This window comes from Flavobacterium hauense (assembly GCF_054457175.1).
This window is the reverse complement of the sequence record NZ_JBTKVX010000010.1, coordinates 1-18,245: the sequence shown is the minus strand read 5'-3', so window position 1 is coordinate 18,245 and position 18,245 is coordinate 1. Positions and strand designations below refer to the sequence as shown.

Sequence of the window (18,245 nt, the reverse complement as noted above, 5' to 3'; positions counted from 1 at the left end):
GCAGAAATGGTAAGCGTATTTTATTCCACCCACAAAGACTATGCGGCACTTCATGCGGATGCTATCAATCTTTTTTGCACCAATCCAAGAAAGACGAAATATAACACCACTAAAATCAATGCCCTAATTTCGGCAAATTTTTCCGCCTACCTGACCGATTTCCGGTCTCTGTTGTTGGCAAGCCCTGAAAAGCTTACCGAAATCAAAACGTATTTCGATAGTTTGCCCTCAACCGTTCAAGATGATGTCAGGGAAAAGTTTAATCTGATAGGACTATACAATTATTTTATTGAAGGTTACTTTAGAGATACTATGGGCGAACCGTATGGCTCAGATGCTCTTGCCAGCAAACAGTCCATTCCTATCTGTCCATTCTGCAATGAAAATCCCACCTATCACTTCAAGTATCAACGGAAAGGATACAGGAGGAGCTATGACTGGGATCATATGTATGCCAAGGAACATTATCCGTTTCTTGCTATAAGCTTCTATAATCTTATCCCGTGCTGTAAACTGTGTAATTTCCTTAAAAATAGCCAAAATAAGCTGTTCCTGAATCCTCATCTTGAATTTGACATCGATCAGGTATATTGCTTTTATACCAATCCTCTTGATTCAGGCTTTTTAAGAGATGCCTCGAAGATCCGGCTTACGATAGCCTATTACAGAAGCAGCCCTTACCGTCGCCAGATACAAGACACTTTGGAGACCGTTGGTCTTCAGGAACGTTATCGGCAGCAGAAGGAACTAGCAATGGATATCATTAATAAAAAAAGGATGTATAATTCTATTTACCTTGACACCTTACGCGACAGGCTTAACCGCCGTCATCCCGTATTGGCCCATGATCTGAAGCTGATGCTTTTTGGCACCCAATTCTCTTCTCGTGATTACTATAAAAGGTCTTTTTCAAAACTGACCAATGACTTGATCAATAGTGATATCCATTAACATATCCTTCAAACTTCCCTTCGAGTGATATCATAAATGGTAAATTCAGGTATTTTTACCTGGTTATATCTTGAGAGGTTTTAATATCTTTATCTCTGGTTTTCATTCTAATTAAAAAATAAACCAAGCATGAGCGTGTCGCAAAAAACAAGTAAGAATGAAAGAGAAAAACGACTGACAGATTAACTTTATAAGACGACAAACTCTTTGACTGATGAATAAAACAATCTTATTTATCATTACTTGATGCCGGCAATTAACATCTTACAACTTATATAATGATATGAGTACCGTCCGACCAAATGAAAGATCCACTAAGATACTGGCAATAGCACTATTGCTGATAGTGACCATTATCACTGTATTTATACCTTACCCATCCAATACACTCCGTTATTCTATCTATATCCTTAGTGGCATCGGCATTGCACTATTATTCATCAAACAGAATAATGAAGCAAAAACGAGCATCAAAATCCGAAATATCACGACCACTATTGTCGGAGGAGCTGTCATTCCCGTCCTGCTTATAATCTATGATCCAATTGGCTATTTTAAGGAATCAAAATCACCCAAAGTTGGTACAACTGTTTTTGTGCATGGAAAAAATGGTAAAATGGACATGGTACTTAAGAGAATGGGCTATGTGATAATGGAACTCAATGGGGATCGGATAAAGAAATCCATCGGTGATAATGGCGAGGCCCGGTTCGATAATCTCCAGGTGGGAGACCAGATTCGGCTCTCAATCGATTTTTCGGAACCTTTCGTACCCGTCAATCCTGATTCGATATATACTATTGATGGAAACGGCAAAATTTATCTTCAGGTCGCCTTGAAGGGAATAGATATAGTACAGGGAACTGTACTCCATCAAGATGCACCTCTGGAGGGTGTAATTGTTAAAACAGGAAACATAACCACTACCACCAACAATACCGGAAGTTTCCAGCTTAAAATACCGGAAGCTGAACAATCGGATCACTATCAGGTCTGGTTTATGAAACCTGGATTCAGAACAATAAGAACTACGGCGTACCCTCAGACCGGAGTACCTATTGACATTGTAATGATGAAATAATTATGTAAACGCACGCAAATGATAAATCGTTTAACATATTTAATTGCATTTTATCTTGTTTGCGGCAACATATATTCTCAACATAGTGAGCTGAAAGGAATTGTTTCTGTAAAAAACAGCAAATTCCTCAGTGGCCAGACTATCTACGTCAGCAATGCAAGTGTCTTTGACGAGGATCAGAAAGCCCAAAGAACGGTTACGGGAAAAAATGGAGATTTTCGATTAGTGTTCGTAAATGTAAAAGAAAGTGAATCTGTTTCTTTCTCTGTTACAAAAGAAAATCTGCAGGTCGTAAATATTGATGCGCTAAACGCAGTGGCCGGACAAAAAGAAATCATACGGATAATTATGGCCGATCCCAAGGTAGTTGCGGATTTCAGAAAAGAAATCTATAAGGTGGGGAAAACAGAGAACGAAAAGTACCTGGGCTCAAAAATCAACAAACTCTCAAAAGAACTGACCATCGCTATCAATTCAGCAAAAGCGGACAAAACCCTGATAGCCGACTTGAAAACAAAAATTGCGGATCTTGAATTGCAGCTAACTAAAACCGACGAAAGGGCAAACGAATTTGCTGATTATTATACGGCGATTAACCTGGATGATGCCGACCCCACTTATCAGAATGCTTTTCGTCTTTTTCAAAGTGGCGACCTGAATGGAGCACTCAAAGTATTAGAATTGGACAAACTGCAGAAAAGAGTGGATATATCACTTGAAAGGGCAAAAGAGGTCAAAAGACTACAGGAAGCAGCAAACAAGCTGGATTCAGTCCGTAATGCCAAAGATGTTGATCTGATAAATTCTCTTACGTTTGCGCTGGACCTGCATAAAACAAAATATGATTTAGACAAAATAGCGGAATGTTACAGAATGCTTTTTGAATTGGACGACAACAATGTTCAGTATTTTATGGGTTATGCCGATGCAAAAGTAAAATTAAATGATGACGAGGTTGCTATTGCGGCGTATAAAAAAGCTGTCAGTTTAACCACCAACGATTCTCTGATAGCGGAGATCAAAACGAATTTGGGTGAGATATATCAAAAACGCGGTGAATTCCGGGACGCGGAAATGTATTTCAATGAATCATTGGAAATACAAAAAAAAATATATACCATTAATCCACAGCAGAATAAAGACAATCTGGTTTCTGCGAACGTTAAATTAGGTAACCTCTATCTGGAAAATAAACAGTATGGTAAAGCCAAAGAATATGCGGGTAAGGCTCTGATGCAACAAACGGACGGTAACGAGAATATCTCTGACCATAATTCCGAACTCTACAGTATGTTAAGTATGCTAAGTCTTTACAAAAACGAGCTTTCAGAAGGAAAGGAATCTTTACTAAATTCCATTGAGCTATTAAAAAAACAGATAAAGGCTGACCCTGAAAACACAAGGCGTCAACTGGTGAGATCCATTAGTCTTTTAGCGCGTTGCTTCTATAATGATAATGATATTGTAAAAGCAAAACGATACTTTAATGAAGCGCATGAATACTATTCGGCGTTAAAACCTGAATACTCACAAGACGTATTAGCGCTCCTGCTATGGACTGAAAGCGAATTTGAGCTGTACCAGCAAAACGAAGATCGTGCATTTGAGTTATTTAACGAATCGCTCGATATCTATAAGAAACTTGCTGCCAAAAATCCCGCTGTTTATGAAAGCCCGTATGCGGATCTCAAAATCCGTTTGGCTGACTATTATAATAATAAAATGGGTAAAAAAGATGAAGCTTTAGCAGTTTTAAATGAAGCAGATGACGTGTATCGTAAATTATATAACCGGGATAGTGTCGCTTACGGTGGGCAATACGCGTATTTGAAAACAAGACTTGCCAACCTGGAAGCCATAAGGCAACACCATGAAAAAGCACTTCAACTATATAATGAAGCAGTATCCATTATCCTTTGGCTTTCCAAAGAAAATCCTGAATTTTATCAGGAAAGCCTGGCCGTCAATTATCACATAAGAGCTATACAGCTCTATAACATGGGACAGGTAGATAAAGCCAGAGAAGATTTTGAATCCTCTCTTGCTATTCTTGACAGTATAAAGGAGAAAAGCGCCTCATTATCCGCAACAAGAATATATGCTCAAACATATTATGGAGTATTATTACAAAATGTCGGGGAAGCCGAAGACGCTTTATTACAATTTACAAGTGCAAAAAATAAATTAGAATTGTTGGTAATTGACGGTAATCAAAAGCACATACCTGATTTAGCGACAGTGTATTACAATATAGCAACCGTTTATGAATATAAAACGGATTATATACGAGCGGAAAGAGAGTTATCAGCAGCTTTGACTACACAAGAGAAGGTTACAAAAATAGACAAACGTCCTTTTCAGGTGACACTTCTTTTCGAGATGGCCAGAGTCCAGGGGCAACTGGGTAAAACCAAGCAAAGCGAAGAAGCTTTAACAAAATCCATCATCCTGCAGCGTGAGCTGATTGCTTCTGATAAGAAATATGAGACTTTTCTGGCAACTCTACTATTCACGCAATCCAATGTGTTATCAAATAAACCTGATTATGAAAATGCAGGAATTTTACTTGAGGAAGCCATTACCATACTTGAGGATAAATTAAAAGACAATACCGCAAACCAGGACTTTTACATTCAGTTGCTATCCAACAGAGCAAACCTTTACAAAATAAATAAAGAATATGACGAGTCAGAAAAATATCTTATGCTTGCTTTAGAAAACCTCGCAGTGTCCTCTCTTCCTGATGACGTTAAAATATTCAACCAGGCATATCTTCTTCAAAGTCTGGCCGGCTTGATGGTTGAAAGAAATAAATTTGATAAAGCAGAAGAAAGCTATAATAAAGCTATAACGTCTCTTTCAGATATAAAATCACATCCGAAGGCTGCTAATCTGGCTATCCGGCTAAATCTGAATCTGGCTAACATGTATGCTATTCAGAAAAAAGCTGACCAAACTATACTGTTCGTTGAAAAAGCAATAAGTCAGCAAGAACTTATAACCGGGGAAAAACCAAAAGAAGAGTCCCCAAATTTAGCAGAATATTATTGGTATGCAGGAAATTGTTACAGGATTACCGGTAAATATAAAGAAGCAAATAATTTATATGATAAGGCTGTCGCGGTTCAATTGAAACTTGTTAATAATTACCCGGGATATACTTATTTTCTTATCACCATATACCGTTCCATGCTTGAAAATTATGCCGCCCAAAAAGATTATGTTGCAATGGACAGCGTATTTGAAAAAATAGGAGCTTCTATAAAGACATTACCTAACTCGAACACAAATCAGGCGCTCCTGGCACAAATCTATCTGGATTATCATGGATATTGCAGGCTCAATGGCAGGAAAGATTGTTCATTAATAGTCTCGAAAGCCTTGGATATTGCAACCAAACTTGTGAGAACAGAACCGGATAATTACACCAATCTGCTTATTAATGCGAATGTCGAATACGCATTCTTTTGGGAAGCCTTCCCTTTGCCTGAATACACTGATAAATATATTACCAAAGCAGACACCTTGGCATCTGCATTTTATTCCAGCACTCATAAAATGGCCCCATTTCAGCGAATTTGGGTATGCTCCCAGAGAATCAGAATAAAATCACAGTTACTTAAATTTCAAGATGTAATCAATATCTCATTAAATATTTTACCTTTAGTCAGGGAAATGGCAAAAAAAGACCCTCCGACCTATCAGCCTTATCTTACTCCAATTCTAGGTTATCTGGGTCAGGCCTATACCTGGCTGGGTAAGACAAAGGAAGCGCGAAGCACTTTGATGGAAGGAATCGACGTTCAAAAGTCTTTATGCACTAAAAATGGTATTTATGAGCCATTTTTAGTTATGTTATATGAGTATAAAGCGCAAATTGAGTTTTTGGAATTCAATACTGAGGCTTATACCGATACCATGAAAGAAGCGGTTAGCATACAAGAGAAATTAGTCAAACAAAATACAATTTATGCGAATTATCTGGTAAAGCTCTACGAAGATGCCGGCCTCAGGTCAGATATTCTAAAGTCATATGAATTTGCCGAACGCATGTGGGAAAATGCATTAATTACCTCGAAACAATATAATATTACCGGGTTCTATTCTTCATTAGATGATCATCTTTCATTCCTTGAAACAAACCTGGCAAAAACGCTTAGAAATAATGGTAAACCGGAAGACGCTTTAAAACTTTTTTTCCATAGTAACACCTATCTTGATGAGCAGGAAGACAAGCAACGGATAATCCTTTTATATTTTGAAATCGGGTTAACTTATGAAATGGATAATAATCATTCTTTAGCTCAGGATTACTTTAAAAAGGCAAAAAAAATCTATAATAGTTTACCAAGAGACAGTAAGGATGAAGACTTTGAGAAAGAGCTTAATGACAAAATAAATAAGTAAGCATAGACTAATCATCGACAGATTGCCAGAAATTATAATTAACGTAATAAATAAGTGTTGTAAATTCTAAAATTGTCCGGAATAAAATAATCCTTGGCGAGATTGATTAATTCATATTGTATAAGGTCATATTACATTTGAATACGATTAAATCTGAATTCAGCTGGGAATCTTAAGCATTGGTTTTCCGGTTGCTTTCAGCCCTTATATAATTTACCCGATGATGCTCAGCGACATTATAGCCCCAAACCTTACTGTTATTTTCTGCGGGATCAATCCCGGCCTGAAATCTGCACTGCATGACCAACTTACAGCTACTCCCTACAATATTTAGATGCCGTTTTTTAGGAAAATAATAACTGCGAATGTACATTCGGTGTATACTACGCAATCCGTTCAATCAGGTATTTTTACCCGATCATATGTATTTTTTTAATAATTTTAACAAATTTGCTTTCCATTTTTATGCGCTATATAACGAATGTTATCTAGCCATTAATTATTAACTTTGATCATGAGTGATACTATTTCATACGGTCGCGTTTTTCCAGAAGATACCTGGGGATCTACTTTCTATGAGGTAACAAGCGTTTCAGATACCGGAAACATCTTTGTCTGCCATGTGAGCATTTCTGATTTGGAAAAAATCGCACTGGAACTGACAACGCTTGTCAATGACAATTGTTGGGTTACAAAATTAGATGACAGAGCCAGCCGAGCTTATGCTACAACAGCACAGAAAACCGCAGAGGCACTCGTTAAGGTATTTAAGGCAACTCTGTCAACAGATAACAAGGTGGCTATTGAGTTCGGTGAGCTTATGGTTTCGATGGGTTCTTCAAAAGCTTTGGAAGTTGTATTCGGACATCGCTCCCTTCCTATTGCCGAGTTGTGGAAACCTAAAATTGCCCAAAATGAGGGTTTTGACTTTCATACCGTCTGCACACAAGATATCATTAATTTTGGAGAGGCAAAATTCTCCAACAGTTCCTCGCCCTACAGCGGCATTTCCGGTGATAGTTCTGGAGCGGGAGGCCAAGCGGATGGCTTTATCGGTGGAGGCAAACACCTGATGGACGGTCCGCATATGGGACCTCTGGCTGGGGAAGACTGTGCATTGAATCTCGATAAAGATATTTTTGGCGTCGTTTTGGCATTCTCCATCAATGCGCAAAATCCATTAGCTGTTCTTAAAAATGCATTAGAACACTCCAAAACATATGAGAACTTAAAAAAGGCAAAAAACATTTATATCGTAGGAGTGAGCCATGAATCTTAATACAATTAAAATCACAAAAGATCCGGCAAAAGACCTAAGCCAATTGATCGATACAATACATCGCGAAGGACCTAAGGATTCAAGCCTATTGGAAAACCTAAGTTATTTTAAGGAATTTTATCCTCAGGTTTTTGAAGCCTTTGAAGAAAAAATCATTTCAGCGTTAGGGCTTTTTTACAAGATCGGGGATCCCGGCAACCTATATTCCTTTTTAATGCAGGGATTTGGGAATAAGCATCTCGAGGATCATGGAGCCTTGCTCACACCGGTTCAGGCTAGCTTTCGCAGGGCAATTGACGATAAACAATACATATCGATTTCTGCACCGACTAGTGCAGGAAAATCATATTCGATCCGGGATTTCCTCGCAGAAGGAACCGGAGATGCTGTAATAGTGGTCCCTTCCAGGGCCTTAATTGCAGAATATATGAACTCCATGCGCAGGAAATTTGAGAATAATAAAAGCGTTATGATATCTTCTTTTGTGGATCTGGTTTATAACGACCGTAATCTACGCCGCATTTTTGTTCTAACGCCTGAACGCTCTAAAGATCTATACAAGTTCAAGAATGAATTGAATATTCAAAGCTTCTTTTTCGACGAGGCACAGATTTCTGAAGAAAATAGCAGAGGGATCACTTTTGATATTGCTGTGCGTAGGGTAAAAAAACATTTTCCAAATGCTAAGATTATTTTTGCGCATCCCTTCATAGAAAATCCCGAAGCACAATTCTACAAACACCAACTTCCTCATGAGAACGGCTATGGCCGTTCCTATCAACATGGTGCTGTCGGAAAATTATGCATCGCTTTAAACGGAGATGAGTATCTCTACTTTTCTCCCTATATCGATAATGGACACTGGAAAAAAAACGGTATAGCCTTTAATGGAAATTTTAAAAATTTCGCTTTGTCGGGCCAACATTCCATCCTGGTTTATGTTTCGAAAAACTCAATTTATAAAGGAAGGTTTAAAGAAGGTTTTGAAGAGTATATAGCAAGCCTACCGGAAGTAACGGATGATAAGGCCCTTCAGATTATAGATCACATTAGTGATATGGTTGGCGCGGATAAGACCAGACATATATCATTTCTGGTAAATCTTCTGAAAAAAGGGATCGTTATCCATCATGGCTCCATTCCCCTTGAGGTAAGATTTTTGATTGAGGATTTTATTCGCGGAAAACATTCCACGCTATGTTTTGCAACCAGTACCTTGGCTCAAGGCATCAATATGCCGTTTGATATTGTCTGGTTGGAAAACAACAAATTCGAAGGTAATGAGCACGAACGTGCTTTAGCATTTAAAAACCTGATTGGTAGGGCTGGCCGTTTAACTGAAAATAAAATATTCGACTATGGATACGTATATACCACCAATGCAAAGTTATTTTCGGAAAGGATAAAGACCACATTTACCTTAAGCGAGAAGTCCGTATTGGAAAATCCAAAGGACGGAGAACATGAAGAAGATGATAAGGAACTTATCGACGCTATAAATAATAATACTTTTGATGACGACAAAAATATTCCCAACTCAAAAGTTGAGCGTCTGTCAGCTCCGGCGGTATTGCTTGCCGCTAAAGAATTTCTCAATATCTTTTACAGACTTCCAAATGACCTGAGAGGCAGTATAGGTGGTGCCTTTAACAAATACAATCGCGACAACGCCAAGATAGCGCTTAAAAGGATTTATGAAGCTTCGCTGGGACGGATGCTTAATGGAGGTGAAACAAATGTATTTAATCAGGCGATAGATATTTTTTTCACGCAGCACAGGGACGCTCGTTTAGTGAGATTGTTGGTCTTAGATATAGCTCAATTACAAACAGGGACAACCCGAACGAATCCTTTGCCGCCTTTTCTCAACCTGCGAAAAAGCTTCCAGACAGCAGCCTAAATGTATATGGATTATATGATAAGCAAACACCTAAACGAAATGTAAGCTATGACTCTATAGTGTATGATACGTATGACTATATGGACCAGGTAATTTCTTTCTCCCTCTCCGATACATTTGTAGCAGCATTCAAGATTTATGGTGAGAAAAATAACGATGCCGGGGCAGAAAAGATTGTTGAATTATTTAGGTATAATACCAATAATAAAATTTACATCCTCTTATTAAGATATGGATTTTCACCGGAAATAATAAAGGAGGTTGCTTTGCATATTGAGTCCATTGATGAGGATAAAGTAATATTTCGGTCGACTATCCATAATGCCCCTGATTTTATTCAAAATATGATTAAATGGTACCTGCCAGATTAAAACTCTCTGGTTCAACTTCTTCATAGACCATTTTATTATTTGACTTATAAGTATCAATAAACCTCGAATAGCCTACTGTAAAATAATTTTAGTTTTAGCATTATTTTTTTCACCTTTTGGAAAGAAAAATACAAAACTATTATATGTATTATTAAAGTAGTGGTAGCCAGCATTTAAATTTTCTCCTTGATTTGTAGATAAAGAAATCTGGCCTTTTTCGTGAAATTTCTTTTTAAATTTAAAATCCTGAACAAATGCCCACTTAAAGCCAAATTCGTTTGGTAGCGATAATTCACCAAATTCATGAATAAATGATTTCGAATAGAACAGATCTCTTGTAACTAATTTATTCACATAACCATTACCATTTACAGGGTGATTTAAAACAAGCAAAGCACATCTATTCTTTGATTGCAAAACATAATTTCTAAATGCAGAATGTACCGACGAACCAAATTTACTTCTTAATTCCATTACGGCTCCTAATCCAAAATTTAATTTTTGGCATTCCTCTAAAAAGCGTTCATGCTGAAACAAAGTTATAGAAGCAAAATAATTAGCCTCGGCCTCAAACTGATCTTCATATTCTTCATTCAGGGTTTCATCATTATCCATCGCTAACAAAACCTCGTTTTGCCAAGATAGCACCCCATGGCCAATTTCATGTAATTGGACAAAATTCTTCTTACCAATGTTATTATCTAGATTAACATCAAGATAGATAATATTTTCTTCCCTATAAAAAATTCCCTTTATTTTAGAAAGAGCACTCAAAAGAGCATTTTTTGAAGGGTTAAGTAATTTTTCCTTAAACGACTCAAAAAAAGAAGTTTCAATATTCGTCAAATCAATTTGGTTATCAATCGCAAAATTAGAGTAGTTTAAAATCCTATCCACAGGTGTTGGAAAGATATCTAGCGATTTGCTTTCTTTTAAAATATTATATGAAATTTTTTCAATTTCTTTTTTTGTAAAATCATCTATCATAGCTCCCTTTTACGTGATTTTATAAACTCTAAATATTTCAGCACATCATTCCTTTCTTCCTCGGTAAGGTCTTCTGCCCGAAAGGCAATCTTTTGGGCAAAACTTAAATTAATCTCTTCTTGTTGGGCTTCTTTCTTGTCTATCATTTTTGCGTTTGAAAGAAGGGTTTTTAATGACACTTTGTATAAGGAAGACAATTTTGATAAGATATTTACCGAAGGGTTTTTAATCTTATCATTTTCTAATTGACTTAAGTAAGCATTAGAAATATCTGTCATATCCTCTACTTGTCTTAATGTAAGCCCTACATTTTTCCTCGCTTCTTTCAAGGTTGCGCCTAGTGAACTCATCATTATAGTTTTTACAAATATAAGAACATTCTTGAAATATCAAGCAATATTCTAAATTCAATCTAAATTTATAAAAAATATTTGCTTGATATAATTAGATTTTTATATATTTGCTATAGTTAAATTTTAAATATATAATGATATGGCAAATTACCATGTAACACAGAAAAAAGGACAACAGGGATGGAATGTCCAAAAAGAAGGTGGTCAGAAAGCATCCGCTATTACAAACACCCAAAAAGAAGCAGAGCAACTTGCGAAAAAGTTTTCAGCAAACAACGGAGGTGGAGAAGTACGAATCCATCGTCCAAATGCGGGACCTATTAGGGATAGTGATACGGTAAAACCTGGAAATGATTCTAGTTCAATTAAGGATAAAAAGCATTAATATTAAACGGATAAAAATAAAAAACCAGGCGAATCACCTGGCTTAATTCCTTAAAGGAAACAAAAGCCCTTGCAAGGCTCTTGGTAGTATTGTTTTTGCACTTCAAAACTACTTCCTTTATCTGAAATAAGCAAGTCATTTGTGTTTTTAACACTGAAAAGAAAGATTTCAGCCCGGTATTAATTGTAAAAATCCAAGTTGCAGCCGAACTAACTATCGCAGGGCAGGCCCTAACTATTGCTGAAAGGATAGGCAATGAACAATAGATTAAATTAATACTAAAATTAGTTCATAATGAACAAAAATAGCCATGGGGAAACAGATTCCCCTAACCCAAAAATGCCGCTACTATTTGTAATAGATGGTAAGGAATTCGAAACCACTAACCAGTATAAAACTGGCGCCCAGCTAAAACAGCTGGCGAGCATACCGCTAGATACCGAGTTGTATCTTTCAATTAGCAGCCCTTATCAGGACGAACTTATAGAAAATGAACAAAGAGTTAACTTAGCAAGGCCGCAAATAGAGTATTTCTTTGTCAAGAAAAAACTTGAGTTCTTTATCAATGATAAACCTTTTACCTGGTACAAGCAGTACATAAGGGGTCTTCAAATTCGCGAGCTTGGCAGCATACCCGCTGATGACGAAATTTTTCTTGACCTCAAGGAAGGTTGGCAAGATGACCAGATATTAGATGATGAAGTTGTAGATCTTGCCCGTCCAGGCAAAGAGAAATTTTTCTCAAAACCAAGACCTACGGAATTGACAATTATTGTAAATGCTCGTCTTCATATATGGAAAGAAGTAAACATATCTTTCGAGCAGTTGATTGTTTTGGCTTTCGGGTCATATGATAATAATCCCAATAAGGGTTATACAGTTACTTACAGTAGAGGTTGGGAACCTAAACCAGAAGGAACTATGGTCAAAGGTTCGGTTGTTCATATCAAAAATAAAATGATCTTCGATGTCACTGCAACTGATAAATCATAGTCCCGACCTTAAACGTCTAAGAGATGAAGGTTATGAAATCGAGGTACGTGGTGGATATTTACTTATCCACCATATACCCTTTGTCGATCAAAATAAACAGATACAATATGGAGTATTAGTAAGTACGCTTACCTTGACTAGCAATAATCGCACAGGAATCCCGGATAACCATGTTATATATTTTATCGGAGGTAATCCCTGTGAAGTAGATGGTACTATCATCACATCTATTCAACATAATAATACTAACTCTGTGCTGAACCAACAGATCACGGTAAACAGGTCTTTTTCGAATAAACCTGCTACCGGATATCCGAATTACTATGAAAAAGTCAAGCGGTATGCAGATATTATTTCTGCATCCGCCAAATATCTGGATCCTTCGGTTACGGAAAAGACTTTTAAGGTGATAGCAGATAATGCAAATGAAACAGTATTCCAGTACATTGACACCAATTCGAGCCGTGCAAACATCGAAGTGATTAATGCAAAATTAGAAGGTCAAAAAATAGCAATTATTGGATTAGGCGGCACAGGAGCTTATATTCTGGATATGGTTGCTAAAACCCCCGTAAAAGAAATACATCTTTACGACGGTGACAGCTTTGACCAACACAATGCTTTCCGTTCTCCTGGTGCAGCATCAATGAGTGAACTCGAGGGAAATATGAGGAAAGCAGCCTATTACCAAAAATTGTATTCAAACATGCATAAGCATATCCATATTCACGACTACTATGTTAAAAAAGAGAACTTACCAGAGCTGGATCAAATGGATTATGTGTTTGTATGTGTGGACAGAAATGCTGTAAGGAAAATGATAACGGATTATTTGGTAAGTGTAGGCGTAGCTTTTTCCGATGTAGGTTTAGGAGTTAATGTTGTTGATGACAAGCTTACTGCTGCTGTTAGGGTAACAACAGCAACTTCTATCAAAAACGACCATCTGCCCCTCCGTATCTTTTCGGAAGATTCAGACAATAATGAATACGCTACCAATATTCAGATTGCTGAATTGAATGCATTGAATGCGATTTTTGCTATTTTGAAATGGAAGAAAATATCTGGAATTTATGTTGATTTGGAAAATGAGCATCATAGTTCCTATTCTATTGGTGTATCTAAAATTTTTAATGAAGATGTTACAGCATAAATTCGTCGAATTTATTCCGGAAATAATTGAGAATGATGTTCTATATATATCGGTCACTTACTGTACCGCAATACATAAATGTGTATGCGGATGCGGTAACGAAGTGGTAACCCCATTGTCTCCGACAGATTGGAAATTGACTTTTAATGGTAAAGCGGTTTCCCTTCATCCATCAATAGGCAATTGGAGTTTTGAATGCAAATCCCACTACTGGATAAGAGACAATAAAATTGAGTTTTCCGGTCATTGGAATGAAACAGAAATTCGTTTAAGCAGAGAAAGTGATTTTGATCGCAAGACGCATTATTATGATGATTCGTCGAATACTTCGAAAGAAGAAAATACTAATCAACAAAGGTTAAAACCAACTTTTTGGCAGAAAATCTCCCAATTCTTTAGATTGTAGAACTTTAATTTTTATTTCTATAAAGCCGAAGAATTATCTTCGGCTTTCATATGATTATATACTATATACTTTTACTATTGCTAAAATAAATTGCCATGATTATGCCATATACTAATAAACAAAAAATTACTATAACCCCAACAGGACAACCAAACCACTTTTTTAGTTGTTTCCTAAAAATTATCTTACAGATAATAAGCCAATTTCTTTAAATCGTGCATAAAATGGTTTGGAATTTGTCCTGTAGAGGTCACAAGCTAAAATCCCAAAATCATATTGATTTTGGGATTTTTTGTTTTATTATTCTTACATATTTAAAAATAAAAATTAATACCTGTAAGATTTTACCGTTGGTTTGGATGTCCCGAGTAGCTACCTCAACCGGATTCAAACCATCTTAGATACCTAGTATCAATGGTCTTAATCTTAGAGATTTATTTGAAAGAATAATAACTTTTATTCCCTAATGAAATTGGATCTATTATTATTCAATAGTTGCTTTAAAATCCCTTTCTATTTTATATAAATTTTCATCCCAGTTAGCAAGATTCGCCCCAATACCATAAGTACTCCTTAAAAATGTTAACAGCAAAGTATCGGGGTCAGCCGAGTTTTGTACAGCCGAATAGGGCAAAATAAATTCACCCAGATCATGATTATAATACGCTTCAGGGGGAGACACCTCAGTTGTTTTATAACCCTCGGGTTCCGGATACAAATAACAATAAAAAGCAGCTTCAGGAAAAGCCTCGGATCCTGTCCAAAAACCAAAATCACATAATTCATGACTATAAGCATCCTGTAATACCCAGTTAGGCAGCCCGGGAATTTTGCCAGGATGCGTAGGGGCTTCCCTTCCTGAAAATAAAGCCAGGGCCAAATCAAAGCCACCCCAAAAAAAATGAATTGGACTAGCCTTTCCTGTGAATTCTCCCCTAAATTTCATAAAAACATCCTGAATAGCCAGAAGAGCCAAATGGAAATCTGCTGCCTGACCGATATCGTATCGTGCATGTATAATGTCTAATTCAAAAGGTATAGGATCAGCAATTTCAGATGGGGTAGTCATTATTTCCAATGCAATACCAAGTTCCTTTAATAATATAAAAGTCTTTTTGTAAAAATCGGCTACAGTAAGGTTATACAGCTTAAACTGCCTTACGTCTCCTTTACTCGTCACAACTTTCAACTCGTGGTTAATGATATCCAGATCAATCTGGAAATTGAATTCTTCATAAGGCATTGTCTGGGTAGTTAATCCTGATGGGATGATATGCAGCGTTACATTCCATGAATGATTTGCCCAGGGTAGTGTTGCTAACTTAATTTTTCCCAATATCTGGGAATAAAGCTGTAATGTTTCATATGTTGCTTTTCCATTTTCATAAGAAAGCAAAGGCCAGTGTTTTTTCATAATAGATATTTTAGAGTGGTTAATTTATAAATCCGTTAGTAGCTGTAATTATATAGTCGCAGCTAATGACAGAAGTGCATTAGTAAGAAATCCTTTTTCGGTTTGAAAACCTTCAAGTATATTAAAATGGTTCGCTTCGGATACTATTAGGAAGCTGCCATTATTACCTGCATTTTGCCATGCCTGTAAAAAATCAGATGATTGTTTTTTAAATGCATTTGTTTCTAAGGCTCCCCATGCAATAATTAATGGTATATTACTTTGTCTTATAAGCCTTATAGGACTCGCGTTAAGGATATGCTCCGCCGTTATGCGTATTGCCGGCTGTACAAAAGTCTGTGATACCGGCTCAAGATCATACAGGCCGCTAATTGCCAATATACCTTTTATACAATCATCCGGCAATCCATAGTCATTCCAATTGGTCAATCCTGTCATTGCAGCCAAGTGGCCTCCTGCCGAATGTCCTGCAACAAAAATAGCATCAGGATTACCATTATGGACTGCAATATTTTTAGCGGTCCAGTAAACAGACGATCGCACCTGCCTTATGATTTCCGGAATATTAACATTAGGTGCCAGTGCGTAGGTAACTATAACTACTGTAAAATGTGCAAGAGATGGCCCCATAGCTACAAAATCATAGTCATCACCTAGTCCAAGTTTCCAATAACCTCCGTGTAAAAAAACAAGTACAGGTGCGTCCGGAGTGCGTGACGGGTAAACAGTAAGCCTTTCCATCGTGGTAGGCCCGTACTTAATAACTATTCTGTTTTTAAGAACATTCCGTGTTTCTTCACTCGCTTTTATAAAGTGGTCAATGTATTCAGAAAAATCAGCTACTGCTTTTTCAACATCATATTCGGCATCTATTTCCTGTTGCGTATTAAATTCACCATAAAGTTTAGGCATAGCAAATGTGCGCCCTGTCTCAAGGTTGCTTTGATTTTTCATTGAAATTTTAATTAGGTTAGAGTTGAATGACAATTTTATCAGAAGTATTCTGGTGTCAAATAATATAATTAAAGAATAATGTTGTGTTGGGATTCCAGAAATGGAGGCAGGTCTGTTTCGCCAAGCATTTCTCTTAAATCTATTTCTATAATTCTTGATATTTGGGATATAGGTACATCATTAGCACTTCCTTCAAATGGGTTTTCGGTACTCTCCCCTACCTGGCTTAAAGAGGTATACATCCAGGATATTATAACGCTGAATGGAATAACAAGCCAAACCATATTGCCTTTCATAATACCTTCTACACTGTCATTAAGTTTATCAAACTCTTTCAACATTCCAAAAGGCAGCAAAAAACAAAAAAATCTTACAAGCAGTGTGTTTATAATTGCATATTGCCTGGGATAAGGAGAGTCTTTTATTTGTTCACTTCTGCCCTGCTGTCCAAAAAAATCTTTAATTGCTCGCTGCATATCAACAAACTGCAGGATAACAATTTGCTGGCTATCATAAAGTTCTTTAAGTGTTTTACTTTGTAGCGACAGTATTTGTGTTGCTTTATTTTTTGACGTGAGAATATTGCTTAATTCAGTATCATCTAAATATTTAGACAGTTCGTTCTCTAATGTTATTTCCTGTTCGGGTATTGAATAATATCGTTGATATTCAGTATTATGTTTTTTTTGCAAAGCTTCCCAAATGCGGTAACTCCTCATTTCATATCGCATAGCAGTGAGCCATGCAAAATGCCTGTAAATAAGTTTTCTGGTTATTTCAGGATCGTGAATAAAATCCCTGCTCATTGTGCCCCAGGACCTGCTTATATTTAATATGCCTGTCCACACCTGCTGTGCTTCCAGCGTTCGGTTATAGGTTTGGGTATTTTTAAAAGCTACTATAAATGCTGTCGCTGTACCCAGCATAGCTACAACAGTCCAGGAAATTCCCAGCCATTTTACATCCAGATACTGATATAATATAACAGGAACCGCCCCCATTAAAAGTAATGCATATATGCTTTTTCTGGTCCATATTATAAACTCTGATAATTTATATGATTTGCCTGTATACATATCTTATTTTATTAATTACATTACTTAAGCCATCCAAAATAAATGGACACAGGCATCATTACTAAAACCAGCGGCACAACTATCGAAAAGCTGTTGCCAAGGAATGCCAGTATGGGATTCCATTTAGGATGTGATATTCCCAAAGATGTCAATGCACTTTTAAAGCCGTGAAGCAGATGCCAAAACAATGTAAAACAACCAAATATGTATATGATTACTTCTATGGGATTTTGGAACTTCTGAATCATCATCTCATATAAAGGCAGTTCTTCATCAAATTTAAACTGGTGTATCCTGTTAGGTATCCAGAAATTTGAAGTGTGTACTACCAAAAACAATAAAAGCAGAGATCCTAGCAATGCCATACTTCGGCTATACCATGTTACATTGCGTGTTACTGTAGCATAAACATATTGAACAGGACGTGCATTACGGTTCATTCTCCAGATTAATAACCCCTGAATAATATGCACTATAAAACCAAGTACTAAAAAAATTTCAATAGTTCTTATTATTATATTGGTTGCCATAAAAT

General features: G+C 36.7%; 16 protein-coding genes. 10 read left to right on the top strand and 6 right to left on the bottom strand.

Annotated elements, in window-relative coordinates; translation table 11 throughout:
* Positions 1-6 precede the first annotated feature (6 nt).
* The 6 genes from ACX0HA_RS08755 (at position 7) to ACX0HA_RS08730 (ending at position 9,989) form a co-directional block, all read left to right on the top strand.
* The gene (locus tag ACX0HA_RS08755; protein WP_458844892.1) at positions 7-951 is read left to right on the top strand and encodes a hypothetical protein; all 945 of its coding nucleotides are present in this window, start codon (positions 7-9) and stop codon (positions 949-951) included.
* A 283-nt stretch (positions 952-1,234) separates the two neighbouring features.
* On the top strand, positions 1,235-2,032 hold the full coding sequence (locus tag ACX0HA_RS08750) for a hypothetical protein (protein WP_458844891.1): 798 nt from the start codon (positions 1,235-1,237) through the stop codon (positions 2,030-2,032).
* A gap of 18 nt (positions 2,033-2,050) precedes the next feature.
* Entirely contained in the window at positions 2,051-6,439 is a 4,389-nt protein-coding gene (locus ACX0HA_RS08745; RefSeq protein WP_458844890.1) for a tetratricopeptide repeat protein, read from the top strand.
* A 514-nt stretch (positions 6,440-6,953) separates the two neighbouring features.
* On the top strand, positions 6,954-7,718 hold the full coding sequence (locus ACX0HA_RS08740) for a hypothetical protein (RefSeq protein ID WP_458844889.1): 765 nt from the start codon (positions 6,954-6,956) through the stop codon (positions 7,716-7,718).
* The gene (locus ACX0HA_RS08735; protein WP_458844888.1) at positions 7,708-9,618 is read left to right on the top strand and encodes a DEAD/DEAH box helicase; all 1,911 of its coding nucleotides are present in this window, start codon (positions 7,708-7,710) and stop codon (positions 9,616-9,618) included. Before ACX0HA_RS08740 ends, ACX0HA_RS08735 begins: the two co-directional genes overlap by 11 nt.
* An 80-nt stretch (positions 9,619-9,698) precedes the next feature.
* Positions 9,699-9,989: a hypothetical protein gene (locus ACX0HA_RS08730; protein ID WP_458844887.1), complete on the top strand. Its 291-nt coding sequence runs from the start codon at positions 9,699-9,701 to the stop codon at positions 9,987-9,989.
* A gap of 72 nt (positions 9,990-10,061) precedes the next feature.
* Here ACX0HA_RS08730 and ACX0HA_RS08725 read toward each other — a convergent pair whose 3' ends face one another.
* Positions 10,062-10,976: an ImmA/IrrE family metallo-endopeptidase gene (locus ACX0HA_RS08725; RefSeq protein WP_458844886.1), complete on the bottom strand. Its 915-nt coding sequence runs from the start codon at positions 10,974-10,976 to the stop codon at positions 10,062-10,064.
* Complete coding sequence (locus tag ACX0HA_RS08720; protein WP_458844885.1) at positions 10,973-11,326, bottom strand: helix-turn-helix domain-containing protein; 354 nt, start codon at positions 11,324-11,326, stop codon at positions 10,973-10,975. Before ACX0HA_RS08720 ends, ACX0HA_RS08725 begins: the two co-directional genes overlap by 4 nt.
* Positions 11,327-11,468: 142 nt before the next feature.
* On the opposite strand from ACX0HA_RS08720, the gene ACX0HA_RS08715 reads away from it, so the two are divergent.
* The 4 genes from ACX0HA_RS08715 to ACX0HA_RS08700 all read left to right on the top strand — a co-directional run bounded on the left by ACX0HA_RS08715 (position 11,469) and on the right by ACX0HA_RS08700 (position 14,266).
* Positions 11,469-11,714, top strand: coding sequence for a DUF2188 domain-containing protein (locus ACX0HA_RS08715; protein WP_458844884.1), 246 nt, complete (start codon positions 11,469-11,471; stop codon positions 11,712-11,714).
* A gap of 294 nt (positions 11,715-12,008) precedes the next feature.
* Positions 12,009-12,707 carry a multiubiquitin domain-containing protein gene (locus ACX0HA_RS08710; protein ID WP_458844883.1) on the top strand — a complete coding sequence of 233 codons (699 nt, stop codon included), beginning with the start codon at positions 12,009-12,011 and terminating at the stop codon, positions 12,705-12,707.
* Positions 12,682-13,860 carry a ThiF family adenylyltransferase gene (locus ACX0HA_RS08705; RefSeq protein ID WP_458844882.1) on the top strand — a complete coding sequence of 393 codons (1,179 nt, stop codon included), beginning with the start codon at positions 12,682-12,684 and terminating at the stop codon, positions 13,858-13,860. Before ACX0HA_RS08710 ends, ACX0HA_RS08705 begins: the two co-directional genes overlap by 26 nt.
* Positions 13,781-14,266, top strand: coding sequence for a DUF6527 family protein (locus ACX0HA_RS08700; protein ID WP_458844881.1), 486 nt, complete (start codon positions 13,781-13,783; stop codon positions 14,264-14,266). The genes ACX0HA_RS08705 and ACX0HA_RS08700 overlap by 80 nt, the downstream gene beginning before the upstream one ends.
* A gap of 484 nt (positions 14,267-14,750) precedes the next feature.
* Here the strand turns inward: ACX0HA_RS08700 and ACX0HA_RS08695 are convergent, their stop codons facing one another.
* The 4 genes from ACX0HA_RS08695 to ACX0HA_RS08680 all read right to left on the bottom strand — a co-directional run.
* Positions 14,751-15,680 carry a DUF5996 family protein gene (locus ACX0HA_RS08695; RefSeq protein WP_458844880.1) on the bottom strand — a complete coding sequence of 310 codons (930 nt, stop codon included), beginning with the start codon at positions 15,678-15,680 and terminating at the stop codon, positions 14,751-14,753.
* Between the two features lie 48 nt (positions 15,681-15,728).
* Positions 15,729-16,634, bottom strand: a complete 906-nt coding sequence (locus ACX0HA_RS08690; RefSeq protein ID WP_458844879.1) for an alpha/beta hydrolase — start codon at positions 16,632-16,634, stop codon at positions 15,729-15,731.
* Positions 16,635-16,702: 68 nt separating this feature from the next.
* Complete coding sequence (locus ACX0HA_RS08685) at positions 16,703-17,710, bottom strand: bestrophin family protein (protein WP_458844878.1); 1,008 nt, start codon at positions 17,708-17,710, stop codon at positions 16,703-16,705.
* 20 nt (positions 17,711-17,730) lie between these two features.
* The coding region (locus ACX0HA_RS08680) for a succinate dehydrogenase/fumarate reductase transmembrane subunit (RefSeq protein WP_458844877.1) at positions 17,731-18,245 on the bottom strand (515 nt) is incomplete at its 5' end.

Coding starts and splice junctions, on each gene's coding strand:
- ACX0HA_RS08755 (WP_458844892.1), top strand. CDS start 7: ATGGTAAGCGTATTTTATTCCACCCACAAAGACTATGCGGCACTTCAT.
- ACX0HA_RS08750 (WP_458844891.1), top strand. CDS start 1,235: ATGAGTACCGTCCGACCAAATGAAAGATCCACTAAGATACTGGCAATA.
- ACX0HA_RS08745 (WP_458844890.1), top strand. CDS start 2,051: ATGATAAATCGTTTAACATATTTAATTGCATTTTATCTTGTTTGCGGC.
- ACX0HA_RS08740 (WP_458844889.1), top strand. CDS start 6,954: ATGAGTGATACTATTTCATACGGTCGCGTTTTTCCAGAAGATACCTGG.
- ACX0HA_RS08735 (WP_458844888.1), top strand. CDS start 7,708: ATGAATCTTAATACAATTAAAATCACAAAAGATCCGGCAAAAGACCTA.
- ACX0HA_RS08730 (WP_458844887.1), top strand. CDS start 9,699: ATGGACCAGGTAATTTCTTTCTCCCTCTCCGATACATTTGTAGCAGCA.
- ACX0HA_RS08725 (WP_458844886.1), bottom strand. CDS start 10,976: ATGATAGATGATTTTACAAAAAAAGAAATTGAAAAAATTTCATATAAT.
- ACX0HA_RS08720 (WP_458844885.1), bottom strand. CDS start 11,326: ATGAGTTCACTAGGCGCAACCTTGAAAGAAGCGAGGAAAAATGTAGGG.
- ACX0HA_RS08715 (WP_458844884.1), top strand. CDS start 11,469: ATGGCAAATTACCATGTAACACAGAAAAAAGGACAACAGGGATGGAAT.
- ACX0HA_RS08710 (WP_458844883.1), top strand. CDS start 12,009: ATGAACAAAAATAGCCATGGGGAAACAGATTCCCCTAACCCAAAAATG.
- ACX0HA_RS08705 (WP_458844882.1), top strand. CDS start 12,682: ATGTCACTGCAACTGATAAATCATAGTCCCGACCTTAAACGTCTAAGA.
- ACX0HA_RS08700 (WP_458844881.1), top strand. CDS start 13,781: ATGTTGATTTGGAAAATGAGCATCATAGTTCCTATTCTATTGGTGTAT.
- ACX0HA_RS08695 (WP_458844880.1), bottom strand. CDS start 15,680: ATGAAAAAACACTGGCCTTTGCTTTCTTATGAAAATGGAAAAGCAACA.
- ACX0HA_RS08690 (WP_458844879.1), bottom strand. CDS start 16,634: ATGAAAAATCAAAGCAACCTTGAGACAGGGCGCACATTTGCTATGCCT.
- ACX0HA_RS08685 (WP_458844878.1), bottom strand. CDS start 17,710: ATGTATACAGGCAAATCATATAAATTATCAGAGTTTATAATATGGACC.